This window comes from Actinomyces polynesiensis (genome assembly GCF_000820725.1).
Lineage (GTDB): Bacteria > Actinomycetota > Actinomycetes > Actinomycetales > Actinomycetaceae > Pauljensenia > Pauljensenia polynesiensis.
Window position 1 is genome coordinate 1 of sequence record NZ_CCXH01000289.1, and the last position, 15,794, is coordinate 15,794.

The following is a 15,794-nucleotide window of genomic DNA, read 5'->3' on the forward strand; positions in this document are numbered from 1 at the left end:
TTCGCCACCATCCCCGCCGACGAGGGCGACGCCGCCCCGCGACCGACCTCCCTCCTGGCGGGCGGCCGCGGCGAGGGGTCCGGGACGGTCACCCTCTGGCACCCCGAGGGCGAGGTCGCCGCGGCGTTCGCGGACGGTGAGCCCGGGGCGATGCTCATCGGGCGCACCCGTGACGGGGTGGTGCACGTGGCGGTCCGTGCCGGGGAGCCGGTGGAGGTGCCGGGGGTCACCTGGGCGAACCTGCGCTGGTGCGCGCACCTGCTCACCGACGACGAGTCCGCCCTGGCCTGTGAGGCCGTGGCCCTGGTGCAGTGGCACCGGCAGGCGAGGTTCTGCCAGCGCTGCGGCCAACGGGTGGAGACGACCTCGGCGGGGTGGACCACGACCTGCCCGGGGTGCGGGACCATTGAGTACCCGCGCCAGGACCCGGCCGTCATCATGGCCGTGGTCGACCACGAGGACCGGGTGCTGCTGGCCCACAACTCGGCGTGGCGTGCAGGGTTCTGGTCAGTGCTGGCGGGCTTCGTCGAGGCCGGTGAGTCCCCCGACCGGGCCGTGCGTCGCGAGGTCCTCGAGGAGGTCGGCCTGGAGGTCGGGGAGCTGCGGTTCCTCGGTGCCCAGCCCTGGCCGTTCCCCCGCTCCCTCATGGTGGGCTATGTCGCCCACCTGTCCCCGGGGGCGCCTGCGGAGCTCCACGTGGACGGCGTCGAGATCGACCGGGCCCGGTTCTTCACCCGCGACGAGCTCGGTGAGGAGATCACCTCCGGTCGACTCGAGCCCCCGGCCCCGACGGCGATCGCCCGCGCGCTCGTCGAGGACTGGTTCGGCGGACCCCTGCCGGAGTCCCCCCGGCGCATCGACCCCCTGCGCCAAGCCTGAGCCCATCGCGTCGGAGCCACGACTGCCTGTCTGGTGAGGGTGCTGGTGGCACGACTGCCCATTCGGTGGTGGATCCTGCCACGACTGCCCATTTGGTGGGGTGCCGGTGGCACGACTGCCCATCTGGTGGGGTGCCGGTGGCACGACTGCCTCTTCGGTGGCACTTCCCACCGCAGGTCGTCCCCAGTGATGTAGGTGAGCACGGGACCTGAGACAATCCGGGCATGACCCCCACCGACCCCGAGGCACTCCTGGACCAGCTCGACCCCGACCAGAGGCGCGTCGCGCAACAGGTCACGGGTCCGCTGGCCGTGTTGGCCGGGGCGGGGACGGGCAAGACCCGTGCCATCACCTACCGCATCGCCTATGCGGCGGCGACGGGCGCCGTGGACCCGTCGACCGTGCTGGCGGTGACCTTCACCTCCCGTGCGGCCGCCGAGATGCGTGAGCGCCTGCGCACCCTGGGCGTCCCTCACGCCCAGGCCAGGACCTTCCACGCGGCGGCCCTGCGGCAGCTGTCCTACTTCTGGCCCTCCGTGGTCGGGGGGAGGCTCCCCAGCCTGGTCGAGCACAAGGCGTCGCTGGTGGCCGCCGCGGCGAACCGGACGGGGATCCGCGCGGACCGCACCACGGTGCGCGACCTCGCCTCCGAGGTCGAGTGGGCGAAGGTGTCCATGGTCGACGCGGCCCACTACGCCGAACGCATCCGGGTCGAGCACCGCGACCCGCCGGCCGGTCTCGATGCCGCGGCCTTCACGCGTCTGATGTCGGCGTACGAGGACGCCAAGCAGGACCGCGGTGTCATCGACTTCGAGGACGTCCTGCTCCTGATGTGCGGCGTGCTCGAGCAGCGCGAGGACGTCGCCCGCAAGGTCCGCGCCCAGTACCGCAGCTTCGTGGTGGACGAGTACCAGGACGTCTCCACCCTCCAGCAGCACCTCCTGGACCTGTGGGTGGGGGAGCGGCGCGACATCTGCGTGGTGGGTGACGTCGCCCAGACGATCTACTCCTTCGCCGGGGCCAGTCCGCGTCACCTCGTCGGCTTCCAGGAGCGGCACCCGGGCGCCAATGTCGTGGAACTCAACCGTGACTACCGCTCGACCCCGCAGGTCGTGGCCGTCGCCAACCAGGTCATGGGGCGTGCCCGCGGTGGGGGCGCCCGGGGCGAGGGAGTGCTGCGGGGGACCGTCCACCTCGTCTCCCAGCGTCCCATGGGACCCGGGGTCGTCTTCAGGACCTTCCCCGACGACGGGGCTGAGGCCGCAGGCGTGGCCTCCCGTGTGAAGGAGCTGGTCTCCCAGGGGGTGCCGATCCACTCGATCGCGGTGCTGTACCGCACGAACTCCCAGTCGGAGGCGCTCGAGGCCGCCTTCGCCGAGGCGGGGATCGCCTTCTTGGTCAGGGGCGGTGCACGCTTCTTCGAACGCGACGAGATCAGGCGCGCCATGCTCCTCCTGCGCCGACAGGCGGTCGCCGCCACGCACGCTGCTGCTGCGCGGGCGAACGGGTCCGGTGGGGCCGCCTCCAGCGCCGGTCCCGCTGCCGGCGGCGGGGCCGCGGGGGGACCGGACGCCGAGGGAGCGCTCGGCAGCAGCACGGACACGGACCGGCACGTGGAGGACGGGCCGGGGGACGACGACCCCTCCGGCCTCGCCGCCCAGGTGGAGGAGATCGTGTCACTGGTCGGGTGGACCCCGGACGCACCGACGGGGACGGGGGCCGTGCGGGAGAGGTGGGACAACCTCAACGCCCTCGTCGAGCTGGCCGGTGAGCGTTCGGCGCTGTCCCTGCCCGAGTTCGTCGCCGAGCTGGAGGAGCGTTCCATCGCCCAGGCGGCCCCGACGGTGGCCGGGGTGACCTTCTCCACCCTGCACGCCGCCAAGGGTCTGGAGTGGGACGCCGTGTTCATCATCGGTGTCTCCGAGGGCCTGCTGCCGATCTCCATGGCCCAGACCCCGCAGGCCCGCGAGGAGGAACGGCGACTGCTCTACGTCGGTGTCACCCGCGCGCGCGACCACCTGGAGCTCTCCTGGTCCAGGGCGCGCAGCGAGGGACGGGGACGCGGGTCACGGACCCGCAGCCGCTTCCTCGACGGCATCTGGCCGGAGGAGACGCCCGCGCCGAGGTCGGCACGCAGCACCCCGGGCGGGTCCGGCTCCACGCCGCGCCACCGCGCCAAGGCCCTCGCCCACGAGTTCGAGGAGGAGAACCCCCCAGAGGTCCTCGAGCTGTTCGCCCGTCTGAGGGAGTGGCGCGCCCAGGTGGCGAGGGCCGCCTCGAAACCGGCCTTCACCGTGCTCGCGGACCAGACGCTCCGCGACGTGGCGGTCTCCCGTCCCAAGACCCTGCGACAGCTCGGCGTGATCCGGGGGATCGGGGCGGTCAAGCTCGACCGCTACGGTCCCGCGGTGCTGGCGATCGTGCGTGGGGAGGACGTGCAGGTCGAGGTCGGGGAGCCCTGAGCCCCGGATCCCGGGTCATCCGGCGTGACCGGTGCGAAGACCGTTCCCGCGGCCCCGCACCCGCAGCGGGGGTGTCCCGGGGACGGCTCCCTGCGCAGGTTCCCCCCGTGGTCCACGTGGACCAGGTGGGGCGTGGAGTCGTGCGGGTCGCCGCCACCCAGCAGCGGGTGTCCCGTGGCGCCCAGCGCGGCGCGGGCGACCTCGAGTCCCGCGACGTGGGCGGCAGCCGGGTCGGGCGCCGCCAGCGGGCAGCCGAGCGCCTCCTCGATGAGGAAGGGCCACCGGTGGTCCCGGTCGGTGAGGTGCAGGTCCACGCAGTGCGAGCACGAGGTCTGACCGGGCAGCACCAGCGGCCCCACCACGAGGGAGCGTTCCCGCTGGACGACCAGGAGGTGGGGTTGGTCCTCGGCCATGAGCATCCCCGTCGTGGAGGGATCCACGCGTCGGGTCCGCGAGACGATGACGAGGTCGGGTGCCGCGAGTCGGCCGGTCGTGGTCCCGAGGTGCACGCCGGACAGGGCCTCGGCCGCCGCGGAGGTTCGGGGGGCGCCGAGCGATCCGGCGGGCAGGACGTCGGCCAGGGCCAGGTCCACGTGGCGGTGGTCGACGAGGTCGAACCTGCGCACCCCCACCTGCGCGAGCAACTGCGCCGCTGCCAGCGTCACCGTGTCGATGCCGTCCAGGCGCACGCCGCCCGGAAGGGGAGGACCTGCACCGACGTCGGGCCTCAGGAACCCGGCCGCCCCCAGTCGTGCCGGCAGACGCGACCCGGCGGGAAGTGGCGGGAGCCGGACCTCCCGGCGGGGAGAGGGGGCGAACGGGTCGACCGGGACCGCGTCGAGGCCTGCGGCCATCAGCCAGGCGACCTCCGGACCCGAGAGGCGGTCGAGGACGAGGTGGTCGTCCGGGTCCGCTCCGACCTGGAGCACTCCGGGCTCCCTCCACATCACGGCCGTGCCCTCACGCAACTGCATCTCTCCTCCTCGCACCGGTCACGCCGACCGTGACCACCGCGTCATTGTGCGGTGGGGAGGACGGGCCCGGGGAGGGGGAGGCGGGATCTGTGGACGCGTGTCCACAGGCGGGGGCTCAGAGGTCGGAGTCGGTCGGCCCGGGGGAGGGGTGGTCGTCGTCGCCGTCCGCGGGATCGCTCTCACCGGGAGCACCGGTGCCTCCCTCGGCGGTGTCACCACCGTCGGGGCCCTCTCCGGGCTCGCTCCCGTCGGGGACGTCGAAGCCGGCCCGCCGCAGGCTCTCCGACTCGGGGTCCACGTCGGGGGAGAGGCCCTCAGCCCACCCGAGGGTCCCCTCGAGCAGCTCGTTGAGGGCCGCGTCGATCTGGGCGTCCTCGTCCGCGGCGGCGGCCCTCTGCGCGAGGAACGTGTCCGGGGAGTCCAGTTCGGCGGCGGTCGGCACCATGTCCGGGTGCGTCCAGAGCGCATCGCGGGCGTCCCGGCCCTGCGCCTCCTCGACGAGGTCGAACACCTTCGCGGCGCCACGTGCGCGCCGGGGCCGCATCTGCAGTCCGATGAGCTGACCGAGGATCTGCTCGGCGGGGCCGCCCGAGGCGCGCCGACGGCGCATCATCTCGCGCAGCTGCTCGGCGTGGGGCAGGTAGGGTGCCACGGCCCGGGCGGTGATGACCTCCACCCATCCCTCGACCAGGGCCAGGAGGGTCTCGAGACGTTCGAGGGCGGCCCGCTGGCGTTCGGTCGGTTCGGGGGCGAAGACCCCGTTGGACATCGCCGCCTGGACGGAGGCGGGGTCCGAGGGGTCCAAACCCCGGGCGGCCTCGGCGATCGCGTCGGTGTCGATGGCGATCTCCGCGGAGTAGCGTTCCACCGCGCGCAGGAGGTCCCCCGCCAGCCACTGGACGGAGGCGAAGAGCCGGGCATGGGCGCACTCGCGCACGGCCATGAACTGCTGGAGCTCGTCGAAGGGCACCTCGAGTCCCTCCCCGAAGGCCGCGACGTTGCGCACGACGAGGGCGGTGGTGTGCCCGTCCCCCAGGGGGAGGCCCACATCGGTGGAGCCCATGGCCTCCTGGGACAGGGCGGCGAGCGCCTGACCGATCTGCATGGCGAAGATCATCGAGGCGAGACGGGGCATCAGGTCGCGCGTGCGGCCGACCATGGCGGCCACCTCCGGCGGGAGCCCGCCGGGAAGGCCGGGGACGCCCTCGTCGTCGCCGAGCTGCGCGGTCAGGGCGTCCCCCAGTGCGCGCGAGACGTTCGCGGCCACGGGCTCGGTGATCCGGCGCCACATGGGCAGGGTCTTCGTCACCCAGTCGACGCGGGACCACGCCTCCCGCGAGACGGGCCCGGGGGAGAAGGAGGTCGCGGTGTCGAGCCACAGGTCCGCCACCGTCATCGCCTGACGGGCCAGTTCGGCCTCGCCCGCCGAGAGGGGGTCGTCGCCGCTCTGGAAGGCCTGCTGCTTGGCCATGTCCTCGACCATCTGCCAGTTGACGGGTCCGGTCGAACGGTCCATCAGGTACTGGAACTGGCCGAACATGGCGCGCATCTGGTCGGGACTGGAGAACATCCCGTTGACGGCCGAGGGGTCGAAGCCCTGCGCACGCATCGCGCGCGAGGCCTCCTCGCCGGCCTGGTCGCCGAGCATCTGCCGGAGGAACTCCTCGAAGGGGTTCGCCCCGCGATCCATGTCGTCTGGCTCACTCATGCCACGAGCCTACTGTCCCCACACGACCCGGTGCTGGGAGCAGGGTGTGAGTGCGCTGAGAGCGCAATGGGGATGGTGGGCCGCGTGCGCCCCACCCCTCCCGTGTGGGTCACAATGGGCGCGTGGACGAAGAACCCGCAGCAGCACCAGAGCCCCTAACGGACCATCCCCAGGACCCGTCCGGGTCCGTCGGTGCCACGGGCGGGTCAGGCGACGCCGAGCTGCCCGTCGCGCTCCAGTCCCCGCCCTCGCACCGTCGGCGCCGCAGGGTCCTCACCCGGCGACGGATCCCGGGACTCGTCGCGGCAGTGCTGGTGCTGGCGGTGTGCGCGGCCGCCGTGCTCGTCCCCGTGCCCTACGTCGTGGAGAGCCCCGGGCCGACCTTCGACGTCATCGGCGCCTCCGGTGACACCCCGATGATCGACATCTCCGGCACGGACCCCTCGACGGGCAGGCCCGTCGAGGTGGACCCGGTGGGCGAGGACACGGGGGCCCTGCGCATGGTCACCGTCTACGAGACCGGGGGCCCCGGCAGCCGCCTGAACTTCATCGAGCTGGCCCAGGCATGGTTCGACGGGCAGGACAGGATCGTCCCCTACGACCAGGCCTATCCGGCCGACGTCACCCAGGAGCAGATCGACGAGGCCTCCGCCGCCCAGATGCAGAGCTCCCAGTCCACGGCCGGGGTGGCCGCCCTGGAGGAACTGGGGTGGACGGTGCCCGCCACCGTCACCATCCAGGGCGCGGTCAGCGGCACCGACGCCGAGGGCGAGGTCGAGGAGGGGGACACGATGGTCGCCCTCACCACCCCCGACGGTGTCACCCACCCCGTGGACTCCGCCTCCGTGCCCTTCGCGGTGATGAGGACGCAGCCCGTCGGCTCGAAGGTGGTCGTCACCATCGAGCGCGACGGCAGGAAGTCCGACGTCACGATCGCCTCGGTGTCCGGGGGGACCGGGACGACCGGGTCGAAGCTCGGCATCTACCTCACCGCCGATGTCGACATGCCCCTGGACATCACCATCCACCTGGAGAAGGTCGGGGGTCCCTCCGCCGGGATGATGTTCGCCCTGGGGATCATCGACCGCCTGACGCCCGGCGACATGACGGGCGGGCAGTCCATCGCCGGCACCGGCGCGCTCGACTACGACGGGGGCGTGGAGCCCATCGGCGGGATCCAGCAGAAGATGTGGGGCGCCGTGCGGGACGGGGCCACCTGGTTCCTCGCGCCGTCCACCAACTGCGACGAGGTGGTCGGCCACGTCCCCGACGGGTTGTCGGTCGTCAAGGTCTCGACGCTGGAGGAGGCCCGCACGGCTGTCGGGAAGATCGCCGCAGGCCAGGGGGACACGTTGCCCACCTGCACGGAGAAGGACGCCGAGGAACTCGAGTCCGGGTCAGCGGGCTGACGCGGCGTTCACCCGCCCGCGACCCCGTCGGCCCCCGGCACCTCGTCCGTGCCCGGGTCCTCGACGGGGGCGAAGGAGGCCTGGAGGGCCTCGACCAGGCCGGGGACCAGGTTCGTCCCCGTGCCGACCTTGTCGTCCTGGTCGAAGGCCCTGGCCCGCACGGCGGTCCAGGACTCGCCGCTGCGCAGGACCCCCGCGGCCAGGCGGACGTCCTGGCGGGCGGGGTGGTTGGCGATGAACTCCACGGCGGCGTCCGGGTCCTCCGGGGCCTCCTCCTCGACCTCGGGGGGCACGATGATGCGCTCCACGGTCAGTGCGGCACCTGCCACGGAGTCCGGCCAGGCGAGGTGGCCCAGCAGCTCCTCGAGGTCGTCCTCCGGGAGGTCCTCCTGGATGATCGCCGAGAGGTGCGCGCCCGTCCCGTCCCAGCCGCGACGCAGCTGGTCGGCGATGTCGGCGGGGACCTCGTGCTGCTCGAGGAGGTCCTTGGTGGCGACGAGGGCGTAGAGGGAGGGGGCGTGGTCCCAGCCCGCCCGTGACGCCGCGAGTTCGATGTCCTGGACGACGTTGGCCAACGCGACCTGGAGGGCCGTCGGCATCTGGGGTCCGGTGGGGGTATCGCTCATGGCTCCATCGTCGCACGCCCCACGGGTCCGCGTGACAGACCCACCGCGGACGAGGGCGGCGCCGCCCTCGTCCCTGCGCGTCCCGACCGGGGGCGCGGACCACGTGGACCGCGGTCGCCCGGACACGGTCCGGACCCCGGGTCGCGTTCGCCGGGAGCGGAGAGGGAGGCGAGCGGCGGCGGGTGGTGGGTGCGCGGCTAGACTGGGCGGACGACACAGTCGAGCGAGAGGACGACGCGGTGAGCGCCTTCCCATCCCCCAGACCGAAGCCGAGGAACCCGAAGGGGGGTTCCTCCGACGGTCCCAACCTCAAGAGCCCGGTGGCGATCACCTTCTTCGTGATCGTCGCCATCGGTGTCTTCATCTATGCCGCCTCCGGGTTCTGGACCGAGATCCTGTGGTTCGACCAGATGAAGTCCGAGCGCATCATCTGGACGCGCTGGGGCACGATGGCGGCCCTCTTCGTCGTCGGGTTCGGGGTGGTCTTCGGCGCACTGGCCGCCACCCTGAACTGGGCCTACCGCAAGCGTCAGCCCGCCCTGCGCGGGGAGGGGGCCGCGAACCTGCGCGCCTACCAGGAGGCGATCGCCCCGCTGCGCAAGCTGATCTTCTGGGGGGTGCCCGTCCTGCTGGGCCTGGCCAACGCCGGCAGCCTCGCCTCCCAGTGGCAGACCGTCCTGACCTTCCTCAACAGGACACCCTTCGGGGAGACCGACCCGCAGTTCGGCATCGACATTGGCTTCTTCGTCTTCACCCTGCCCCTGCTGCAGGCCATCGCCTCCTTCATCCTCAACATCCTCGTCTTCTGCCTCATCGGCGCCGTCGCCGTCCACTACCTGTACGGTTCCATCGCCTTCGCACCCAGGCCCCACGCCTCCAAGCCGGCCCGCCTGCAGATCGGGCTGCTGGCCGCCGGGATCTCCCTGATGATCGGGGTGCGCTACCTGCTGGGCTGGTTCAGCCTGCTCACCAAGCAGGGCGACCCCACCGACGGGGCGCTCTACTCCGACATCCACGCCGTGCTGCCGGCGCGCGCCATCCTCGCCGTCATCTCGGTGCTGGTGGCAGCCCTCTTCGTGGTGGCGGCCTTCCGCGGGACCTGGCGCCTGCCCGTGACGGGCGTGGTCGTCACCGTCGTGTCCTCCCTCGTCATCGGTGGGATCTACCCGGCGCTCATCCAGCAGTTCCGGGTCACCCCGAACGCACGTGAGCTGGAGTCGGAGTACATCCAGCGCAACATCGACGCCACCCTGAAGGCCTACGGCCTGGACGACATGGAGTTCCAGACCTACGCCGCCAAGACCGATGCGGAGCCGGGCCAGTTGCGCGAGGACTCGGAGTCGACCTCGCAGATCCGACTGCTCGACCCGCTCGTCATCACCAAGACCGTCCAGCAGCTGCAGCAGTCGAGGCCCTACTACGGCTTCGACTCGGGCATGTCGGTGGACCGCTACACCGTGGACGGGGACCGGCGCGACACCGTCATCGCCATGCGTGAGCTGAACCTGGCGGGGCTCTCCTCCGAGCAGCAGACCTGGGTGAACCGGCACACCGTCTACACCCACGGCTTCGGGGTGGTGGCCGCCTACGGCAACACCGTCACCTCCGACGGCCTGCCCTCCTACTGGGAGCAGTCCATCCCCTCCGTCGGTGAGATGGGGGACTACGAGCCGAGGATCTACTTCTCGCCCTCGTCCCCGGACTACTCGATCGTGGGGGCGGAGGACGGCGCGGCGGCCCAGGAGCTGGACTACCCCGACGACAACGCCCCCGGCGGTCAGGTGCGCACCACCTTCACCGGTGACGGCGGCCCGAGCGTGGGCAACCTGTGGAACAAGCTGCTCTACTCGATCAAGTTCGGGTCCACGGACATCTTCTTCTCCTCCCAGACGAACTCCGCCTCGCAGATCCTCTGCGACCGCAGCCCGCTGGAGCGCGTGGCGAAGGTGGCGCCCTACCTGACGCTGGAGCAGAAGCCCTACCCGGCGGTGGTGGACATGGACGGGGACCCCTCCACGCCCAAGCGGTTGGTGTGGGTGGTCGACGCCTACACGACCTCTGACTCCTACCCCTACTCGGAGCACCAGGCGCTCGACCAGTCCACGGTGGACTCCCAGTCGGACACGCCCGGGCAGTTCATCCAGGCCAACACCGTCAACTACATGCGCAACTCGGTCAAGGCCGTCGTCGACGCCTACGACGGGTCGGTGCACCTGTACGAGTGGGACAAGTCCGATCCGATCCTGCAGACCTGGATGAAGGTCTACCCCGGCACCGTCGAGCCGATCTCGCAGGTCTCCGGGGACCTCATGAGTCACCTGCGCTACCCGGAGGACCTCTTCAAGGTCCAGCGCGACCTGCTCACCTCCTACCACGTCACCGAGGCCTCCGAGTTCTACACCGGTGGTGACCGGTGGAGGCTCGCCCAGGAGACCTCCACGGCGGCCACCGCCGCCCAGAGCGACCAGACCACCTCCGGTTCCGGCTCGACCGCGGTGCAGCCGCCCTACTACCTGACCATGAAGATGCCGAGCCAGGACTCCGCGGAGTTCTCCCTGACCTCGGTGTTCGTGCCGGGTGGTGAGTCCAGGCGTGAGGCGATGGCGGGCTTCCTCGCCGTCGACTCGGAGACGGGCTCGGAGGCCGGGAAGGTGCGCGAGGGCTACGGGAAACTGCGCCTCATCGCGCTGCCCTCCTCGACGACGGTGCCCGGTCCCGGACAGGTGCAGAACGCCTACGACTCCAACCAGTCCATCGCCACACAGCTCAACCTGCTCAACCAGTCCGACTCGACGGTGATCAGGGGCAACCTGCTGACCCTGCCCGTGGGTGGCGGTCTGCTCTACGTGCAGCCCGTGTACGTCCAGGGCAAGGGGGACGCCTCCTACCCCGTGCTGCGCTCGGTGCTGACGGCCTTCGGCAACCAGGTCGGGTTCGCCTCCACCCTGGAGGAGTCCCTCGACCAGACCTTCGGAGGGGACTCCGAGGCGACGGTGGCCGGTGGCGGGAGTTCCGGATCGGGCGATGACGACGGGGGGACCGCCGGTCCCTCGAGTGCCCAGGAGCGCCTCAACCAGGCGCTGGTCGATGCCAGCAATGCGATGAAGGCCTCCGAGGAGGCCATGCAGTCGGGCGACTGGACCGCCTACGGCGAGGCCCAGAAGAAGCTCGACAGCGCCCTCTCCGAGGCACTGTCCGCCCAGCAGGAGTTGGGCCAGGACGTCTCCGGTGCCGTGACCCCCGACACGGGTGACGGCAGCGCCCAGTCGGGTGGGGACGCCGGCACGGACAGCGACACCAACGACGGCTGAGGGGCCGTCGGGCCCGTGGGGCCGGGAGCAGGGACCGGGGAACCGGTCCTGCTCCCGGCCCCTCGCCGTCGGCGGGTGGGGGATGCGATGGGGTCGGGCGGCGTGCCGGCAGTGGACGCTCGGTGTGGTGCGGGCAGACGGTCGGTGCGGCTCCGGGGGCGGTCGGATCGGGGCCCGGCCATTGTCCGGGGAGGGGCCGCTCCCGTAGCGTGGTCGCATGGATGCCCTCTACACCGCAGAAGCCCTCTCCACCGGTGCCGGTCGCAACGGTCACGTGCGCACCTCCGACGGCCGCCTCGACCTGGACCTGGCCATGCCCGTGGAACTCGGGGGCACGGGGCAGGGTGCGAACCCGGAGCTGTTGTTCGCGGCCGGGTACGCGGCCTGCTCCCACAACGCCCTGCTGCGGGTGGCGCGGGAGTCGGGCGTCACGGTCAGTGACACCGCCGTGGGGGCGCGGGTGGGGATCATCCCGAAGGAGGGCGGAGGGTTCACCCTGGCGGTCGAGCTGGAGGCGGTCATCCCCGGCCTGGACCACGACGAGGCGCAGCGCCTGGCCGACGCCGCCCACCAGGTGTGCCCCTACTCGAACGCGACCAGGGGGAACATCCCGGTGGAGATCGTCGTCAGCGATTCCTGAGGCGGAGAGGTATGTCACCGCAGCTCGTGTTGAAGTGCTGGTGGGTGGCGGGTAGTGTTGTGTTCACCGACGCGGGGTGGAGCAGTTCGGTAGCTCGCCGGGCTCATAACCCGGAGGTCGCAGGTTCAAATCCTGTCCCCGCTACCAGTCGGTTGGACCCGGTCCCGGAAGGGATCGGGTCCTTCCTGTATGCGGGCATGAGGTCCTCAGGGCCCACCCCGAACCGGGCGGCGACGGGTCGAGGCAGAGTCCCGCCTCAGCCCGTCCCGGGCCGACCGTGGTGCTGCTGCCACTCATCGGCCAGGATCGACATCCAGATCTCGTCGACGTACTCGCCGTCGAAGGCGAACGCGTCGCGTTTGACACCCTCCATGACGAAGCCGACCGTGGCGTAGACGTGCCGCGCGCGCGGGTTGAAGGCGAAGACGTCGAGACCGATCCGGTGCAGCCCGATCACCTCGAACCCGTGGCCCAGGATCAGCCGCGCGGCCTCGGTGCCCAGACCCCTGCCACGCCCCTCGGGCCCCATCAGGGTGCGGAAGTTCGCGGAGTTGCTCGAGGGGTCGAACTCGTTGAGCACGACCTCACCGACGACGGTGTCGCTCGCCCTGTCGACGACCGCCAGGTCGAGTCTCCCGTCGACCTGTGCGCGCGACGCGTACCACTCCCGGGTGCGGTCATCGGCCAGTGGGCTCGCCCGGTGGAGCTCCTCGGTCGACGTCACCGACCCGGTGAGCCGGAGGACCTCCGGATCGGCGAGGATCCGCGCCATGACATCCACGTCGGCGACGTCGAAGGGACGCAGGACCACCAGGTCGCCTTCGAGCGTGGGCTTGGGGACCCAGCGTGAACTCATGCGAAGGACCCCAACCCGTCCCGTGTCCGCGACGTCGCCCCGTCCTCCGCCGTCCCGTCCAGTCCGAGGATCTCCAACAGGCGCGCCGCCGAGGACTCCGCGCGTGTGCCGGTGATCGCCGAGACCACCCACGACGGTGTCAGGCCCGCCGGCAGGGGGAGGGCGACCAGGCCGCTCGCCTGCGGTTTCTCGGCGACGTGCTGGGGGACGAGGGCGATTCCGAGTCCCCGGTGGATCAGGTCGAGGAGGGTGTGGATGTCGTCGACGGTGCACCGGATCCTGCGCTCCACCCCCTGGGCGGCGCAGGCCGTGTCGTTGAGGGAGCGCACCCCCCACGACTCGCGGAAGTCGATGAACTCGTGGTCGCGCAGGTCCGACCACCTCACCGTGGACTCCCCGGCCAGGGGGTGTCCCTCCGGGACCAGCAGGACGATGGGACGGCGGCCGATCTCGAGGCTGTTGACGACGCCCAGGTGTTCGGTGGTCGCCACGAACGCGACGTCGAGGGCATCGGCGTGCACCTGGTCGACGAGGTCGTGCGACCCGGCCTGGGTGAAGTGGATGTCGACCAGGGGGTACCTGCGGTGGAACCGCTCCAGCAGGGGCGGCACGTCGACCAGGCCGAGGCACTGCTCGGCACCCACCCGCAGCCGTCCGGACAGTGAGTGCGTGGCACGCACGACGGCGTCCCTCCCCGCCGAGGCCTGGGCGACGGTGGTGCGGGCGTGGGGCAGCAGGGCGCGACCCGCGTCGGTGAGGGAGACGCTGCGGGTGGTCCGGGCGAACAGGGGGGAGGCGAGCTCCTCCTCGAGGCTGCGGATCGCCGCGGAGAGACCGGACTGGGACACGCCGCAGACAGCGGCCGCCCTCGTGAACTGCCCCTCATCGGCGAGGGCCACGACGTACTCCAGTTGACGCAGCTCCATTGATCGCTCCTGCTTCTCAATTGGATGACTCTGAGTTGTTTTACTTGTGGGTTGCTCCCGCCTACCGTAGACGCATCCGCACATCCTCGACACCAGGAGTGGAGCGACCATGCAACGACGCACCATCGGTTCCCGTGACGTCAGCGAGATCGGTCTGGGGGGCATGCCGATGTCGATCGAGGGGCGCCCCGACGAGGCACGCTCGATCGCCACGATCCACGCCGCCCTCGACGCCGGCATCACCCTCATCGACACCGCGGACGCCTACCACATCGGCGCGGACGAGGTCGGGCACAACGAGCTGCTCATCGCCAAGGCCCTGCGCACCTACGGGGGTGACACCAGCGACGTCCTCGTCGCCACCAAGGGCGGACACCTCCGGCCCGGGGACGGCTCCTGGACCGTCGACGGGCGCCCCTCCCACCTCATCGCCGCTGCCAAGGCCTCGGCCAGGCGCCTCGGGGTCGACACCATCGGCCTCTACCAGTTCCACCGCCCCGACCCCTCGGTGCCCTACGCCGAGTCCGTGGGAGCACTGCGCGACCTCCTCGACGAGGGCGTGATCGCCATGGCCGGCATCTCCAACGCCTCCGTCGCCCAGATCGACGAGGCCAACGAGGTGCTGGGCGGGCGCCTGGTCTCCGTGCAGAACCAGTTCTCCCCGAAGTTCCGCTCGAGCCTGGGGGAGCTGCGCCACTGCGCCGAACTCGGCATCGCCTTCATCCCGTGGTCCCCCCTGGGCGGAATCCGCGACGCAGGCTCCGTGGGATCCGCCCACCGCGTGTTCGGTGAGGTGGCCGAGGCCCACGGGGTCAGCCCCCAGCAGGTGGCGCTGGCCTGGGAGCTCGCCCTCGCCCCCGTCGTGGTCCCCATCCCCGGCGCCTCCCGTCCTGAGAGCATCCGCGACTCCGCCCTGGCGGCCGACCTCGAACTCACCACCGACGAGGTCGAGCGCCTCTCGACCACCGAATGACCACACACCGTCCGACCACACACCCACCATCGCTGAGGAGCACCATGAAGACCTTCACACTCCCGGGCACAGACATCACCGCCCCCAACGTCGTCCTCGGACTCATGCGCATCGCGGAGAAGTCCGACGACGAGATCCGCGGACTCGTGCACACCGCGCGCGACGCCGGCATCGACTTCTTCGACCATGCCGACGTCTACGGGGACGAACTGCACGAGTGCGAGCGCCGCTTCGCCGAGGCCATGCAGCTCACCCCCTCCGAGCGCGACGCGATCACGATCCAGACCAAGGCCGGCATCGTCAAGGACGGGCCCTACTTCGACTTCTCCCGTGACCACATCGTGGAGTCCGTCGAGGGGTCGCTGGCCGCACTGGACACCGACCACATCGACATCCTCCTGCTGCACCGCCCCGACGCCCTCGTGGAGCCGGAGGAGGTGGCGCGCGCCTTCGACGAGCTCCAGGCGTCCGGCAAGGTGCTGAACTTCGGGGTCTCCAACCACACGCCGCGCCAGATCGACCTGCTGCGCAGGCACGTGCGCCAGCCGATCGTCGCCAACCAGCTGCAGCTGTCCATCACGCACGAGCCGATCATCGCCCAGGGGGTGGCCGCCAACATGCAGGCCGAACCCCAGTCGGTGACCCGCGACGGTGGTGGCATCGTGGACTACTGCCGGCTCAACGACATCACGATCCAGGCCTGGTCACCCTTCCAGGCCGGGTTCTTCAACGGCGTCTTCCTCGGCTCCCCGGACTACCCGGAGCTCAATGCGGCCATCGACCGCATGGCCGCCAAGTACGACGTCTCCCCGATGGCGATCGCGACCGCCTGGATCACCCGTCACCCCGCGCACATGCAGGTCGTGCTGGGGACGACGACCCCCGACCGCGTCACGCAGGCGGCCGCCGGGTCCGACCTGCCACTCACCCGCGCCGAGTGGTACGAACTGTTCCGCACGTCCGGACACCTCGTGCCCTGAGGCCCCGGTCGGGTCCGGCGCCCCGCCGGGCCCGACACGGTCGGGAGGGC

Annotated in this window: 12 protein-coding genes and 1 tRNA gene; 8 read left to right on the plus strand and 5 right to left on the minus strand. The window is 71.4% G+C overall.

The window, feature by feature from the left end:
• Together nudC and TA90_RS11990 are read left to right on the plus strand one after the other, a co-directional pair.
• Window positions 1-879 (plus strand): NAD(+) diphosphatase (gene nudC / locus TA90_RS13435; protein WP_052450848.1); only part of this gene is annotated, 879 nt, incomplete at its 5' end.
• Between the two features lie 224 nt (window positions 880-1,103).
• Window positions 1,104-3,341 (plus strand): ATP-dependent helicase, encoded by a 2,238-nt coding sequence (locus TA90_RS11990; protein WP_043536781.1) that lies wholly within the window; start codon window positions 1,104-1,106, stop codon window positions 3,339-3,341.
• Here the strand turns inward: TA90_RS11990 and TA90_RS13440 are convergent.
• Window positions 3,275-4,315, minus strand: a complete 1,041-nt coding sequence (locus TA90_RS13440; RefSeq protein WP_052450849.1) for a hypothetical protein — start codon at window positions 4,313-4,315, stop codon at window positions 3,275-3,277. The genes TA90_RS11990 and TA90_RS13440 overlap by 67 nt on opposite strands.
• Before the next feature lie 115 nt (window positions 4,316-4,430).
• Window positions 4,431-6,023 (minus strand): zinc-dependent metalloprotease, encoded by a 1,593-nt coding sequence (locus TA90_RS12000; RefSeq protein WP_043536783.1) that lies wholly within the window; start codon window positions 6,021-6,023, stop codon window positions 4,431-4,433.
• 122 nt (window positions 6,024-6,145) lie between these two features.
• Between TA90_RS12000 and TA90_RS12005 the strand changes: the two genes are divergently transcribed.
• Window positions 6,146-7,432 carry a YlbL family protein gene (locus tag TA90_RS12005; protein WP_231550737.1) on the plus strand — a complete coding sequence of 429 codons (1,287 nt, stop codon included), beginning with the start codon at window positions 6,146-6,148 and terminating at the stop codon, window positions 7,430-7,432.
• A gap of 8 nt (window positions 7,433-7,440) precedes the next feature.
• Here TA90_RS12005 and TA90_RS12010 read toward each other — a convergent pair whose 3' ends face one another.
• Window positions 7,441-8,058 (minus strand): PPA1309 family protein, encoded by a 618-nt coding sequence (locus tag TA90_RS12010; RefSeq protein WP_043536785.1) that lies wholly within the window; start codon window positions 8,056-8,058, stop codon window positions 7,441-7,443.
• Between the two features lie 239 nt (window positions 8,059-8,297).
• On the opposite strand from TA90_RS12010, the gene TA90_RS12015 reads away from it, so the two are divergent.
• From TA90_RS12015 to TA90_RS12025, 3 genes are all read left to right on the plus strand, one after another.
• Window positions 8,298-11,369 carry a UPF0182 family membrane protein gene (locus TA90_RS12015; RefSeq protein ID WP_082031685.1) on the plus strand — a complete coding sequence of 1,024 codons (3,072 nt, stop codon included), beginning with the start codon at window positions 8,298-8,300 and terminating at the stop codon, window positions 11,367-11,369.
• 217 nt (window positions 11,370-11,586) lie between these two features.
• Window positions 11,587-12,009 (plus strand): organic hydroperoxide resistance protein, encoded by a 423-nt coding sequence (locus tag TA90_RS12020; RefSeq protein WP_043536787.1) that lies wholly within the window; start codon window positions 11,587-11,589, stop codon window positions 12,007-12,009.
• Window positions 12,010-12,079: 70 nt separating this feature from the next.
• Window positions 12,080-12,156, plus strand: a tRNA-Met gene (locus tag TA90_RS12025).
• 109 nt (window positions 12,157-12,265) lie between these two features.
• Here the strand turns inward: TA90_RS12025 and TA90_RS12030 are convergent.
• Together TA90_RS12030 and TA90_RS12035 are read right to left on the minus strand one after the other, a co-directional pair.
• The gene (locus TA90_RS12030) at window positions 12,266-12,865 is read right to left on the minus strand and encodes a GNAT family N-acetyltransferase (RefSeq protein WP_043536789.1); all 600 of its coding nucleotides are present in this window, start codon (window positions 12,863-12,865) and stop codon (window positions 12,266-12,268) included.
• On the minus strand, window positions 12,862-13,791 hold the full coding sequence (locus TA90_RS12035) for a LysR family transcriptional regulator (RefSeq protein ID WP_052450851.1): 930 nt from the start codon (window positions 13,789-13,791) through the stop codon (window positions 12,862-12,864). Before TA90_RS12035 ends, TA90_RS12030 begins: the two co-directional genes overlap by 4 nt.
• 109 nt (window positions 13,792-13,900) lie before the next feature.
• Between TA90_RS12035 and TA90_RS12040 the strand changes: the two genes are divergently transcribed.
• Together TA90_RS12040 and TA90_RS12045 are read left to right on the plus strand one after the other, a co-directional pair.
• Window positions 13,901-14,764, plus strand: a complete 864-nt coding sequence (locus tag TA90_RS12040; RefSeq protein WP_043536791.1) for an aldo/keto reductase — start codon at window positions 13,901-13,903, stop codon at window positions 14,762-14,764.
• A 44-nt stretch (window positions 14,765-14,808) separates the two neighbouring features.
• Window positions 14,809-15,744: an aldo/keto reductase gene (locus TA90_RS12045; protein ID WP_043536792.1), complete on the plus strand. Its 936-nt coding sequence runs from the start codon at window positions 14,809-14,811 to the stop codon at window positions 15,742-15,744.
• Window positions 15,745-15,794: the final 50 nt, after the last annotated feature.

What these genes read in the sequence shown, in the direction of transcription:
- TA90_RS11990 (WP_043536781.1), top strand. Translation starts at nt 1,104, where the DNA reads ATGACCCCCACCGACCCCGAGGCACTCCTGGACCAGCTCGACCCCGAC.
- TA90_RS12020 (WP_043536787.1), top strand. Translation starts at nt 11,587, where the DNA reads ATGGATGCCCTCTACACCGCAGAAGCCCTCTCCACCGGTGCCGGTCGC.
- TA90_RS12045 (WP_043536792.1), top strand. Translation starts at nt 14,809, where the DNA reads ATGAAGACCTTCACACTCCCGGGCACAGACATCACCGCCCCCAACGTC.
- TA90_RS12040 (WP_043536791.1), top strand. Translation starts at nt 13,901, where the DNA reads ATGCAACGACGCACCATCGGTTCCCGTGACGTCAGCGAGATCGGTCTG.
- TA90_RS12035 (WP_052450851.1), bottom strand. Translation starts at nt 13,791, where the DNA reads ATGGAGCTGCGTCAACTGGAGTACGTCGTGGCCCTCGCCGATGAGGGG.
- TA90_RS12010 (WP_043536785.1), bottom strand. Translation starts at nt 8,058, where the DNA reads ATGAGCGATACCCCCACCGGACCCCAGATGCCGACGGCCCTCCAGGTC.
- TA90_RS12030 (WP_043536789.1), bottom strand. Translation starts at nt 12,865, where the DNA reads ATGAGTTCACGCTGGGTCCCCAAGCCCACGCTCGAAGGCGACCTGGTG.
- TA90_RS13440 (WP_052450849.1), bottom strand. Translation starts at nt 4,315, where the DNA reads ATGCAGTTGCGTGAGGGCACGGCCGTGATGTGGAGGGAGCCCGGAGTG.
- TA90_RS12000 (WP_043536783.1), bottom strand. Translation starts at nt 6,023, where the DNA reads ATGAGTGAGCCAGACGACATGGATCGCGGGGCGAACCCCTTCGAGGAG.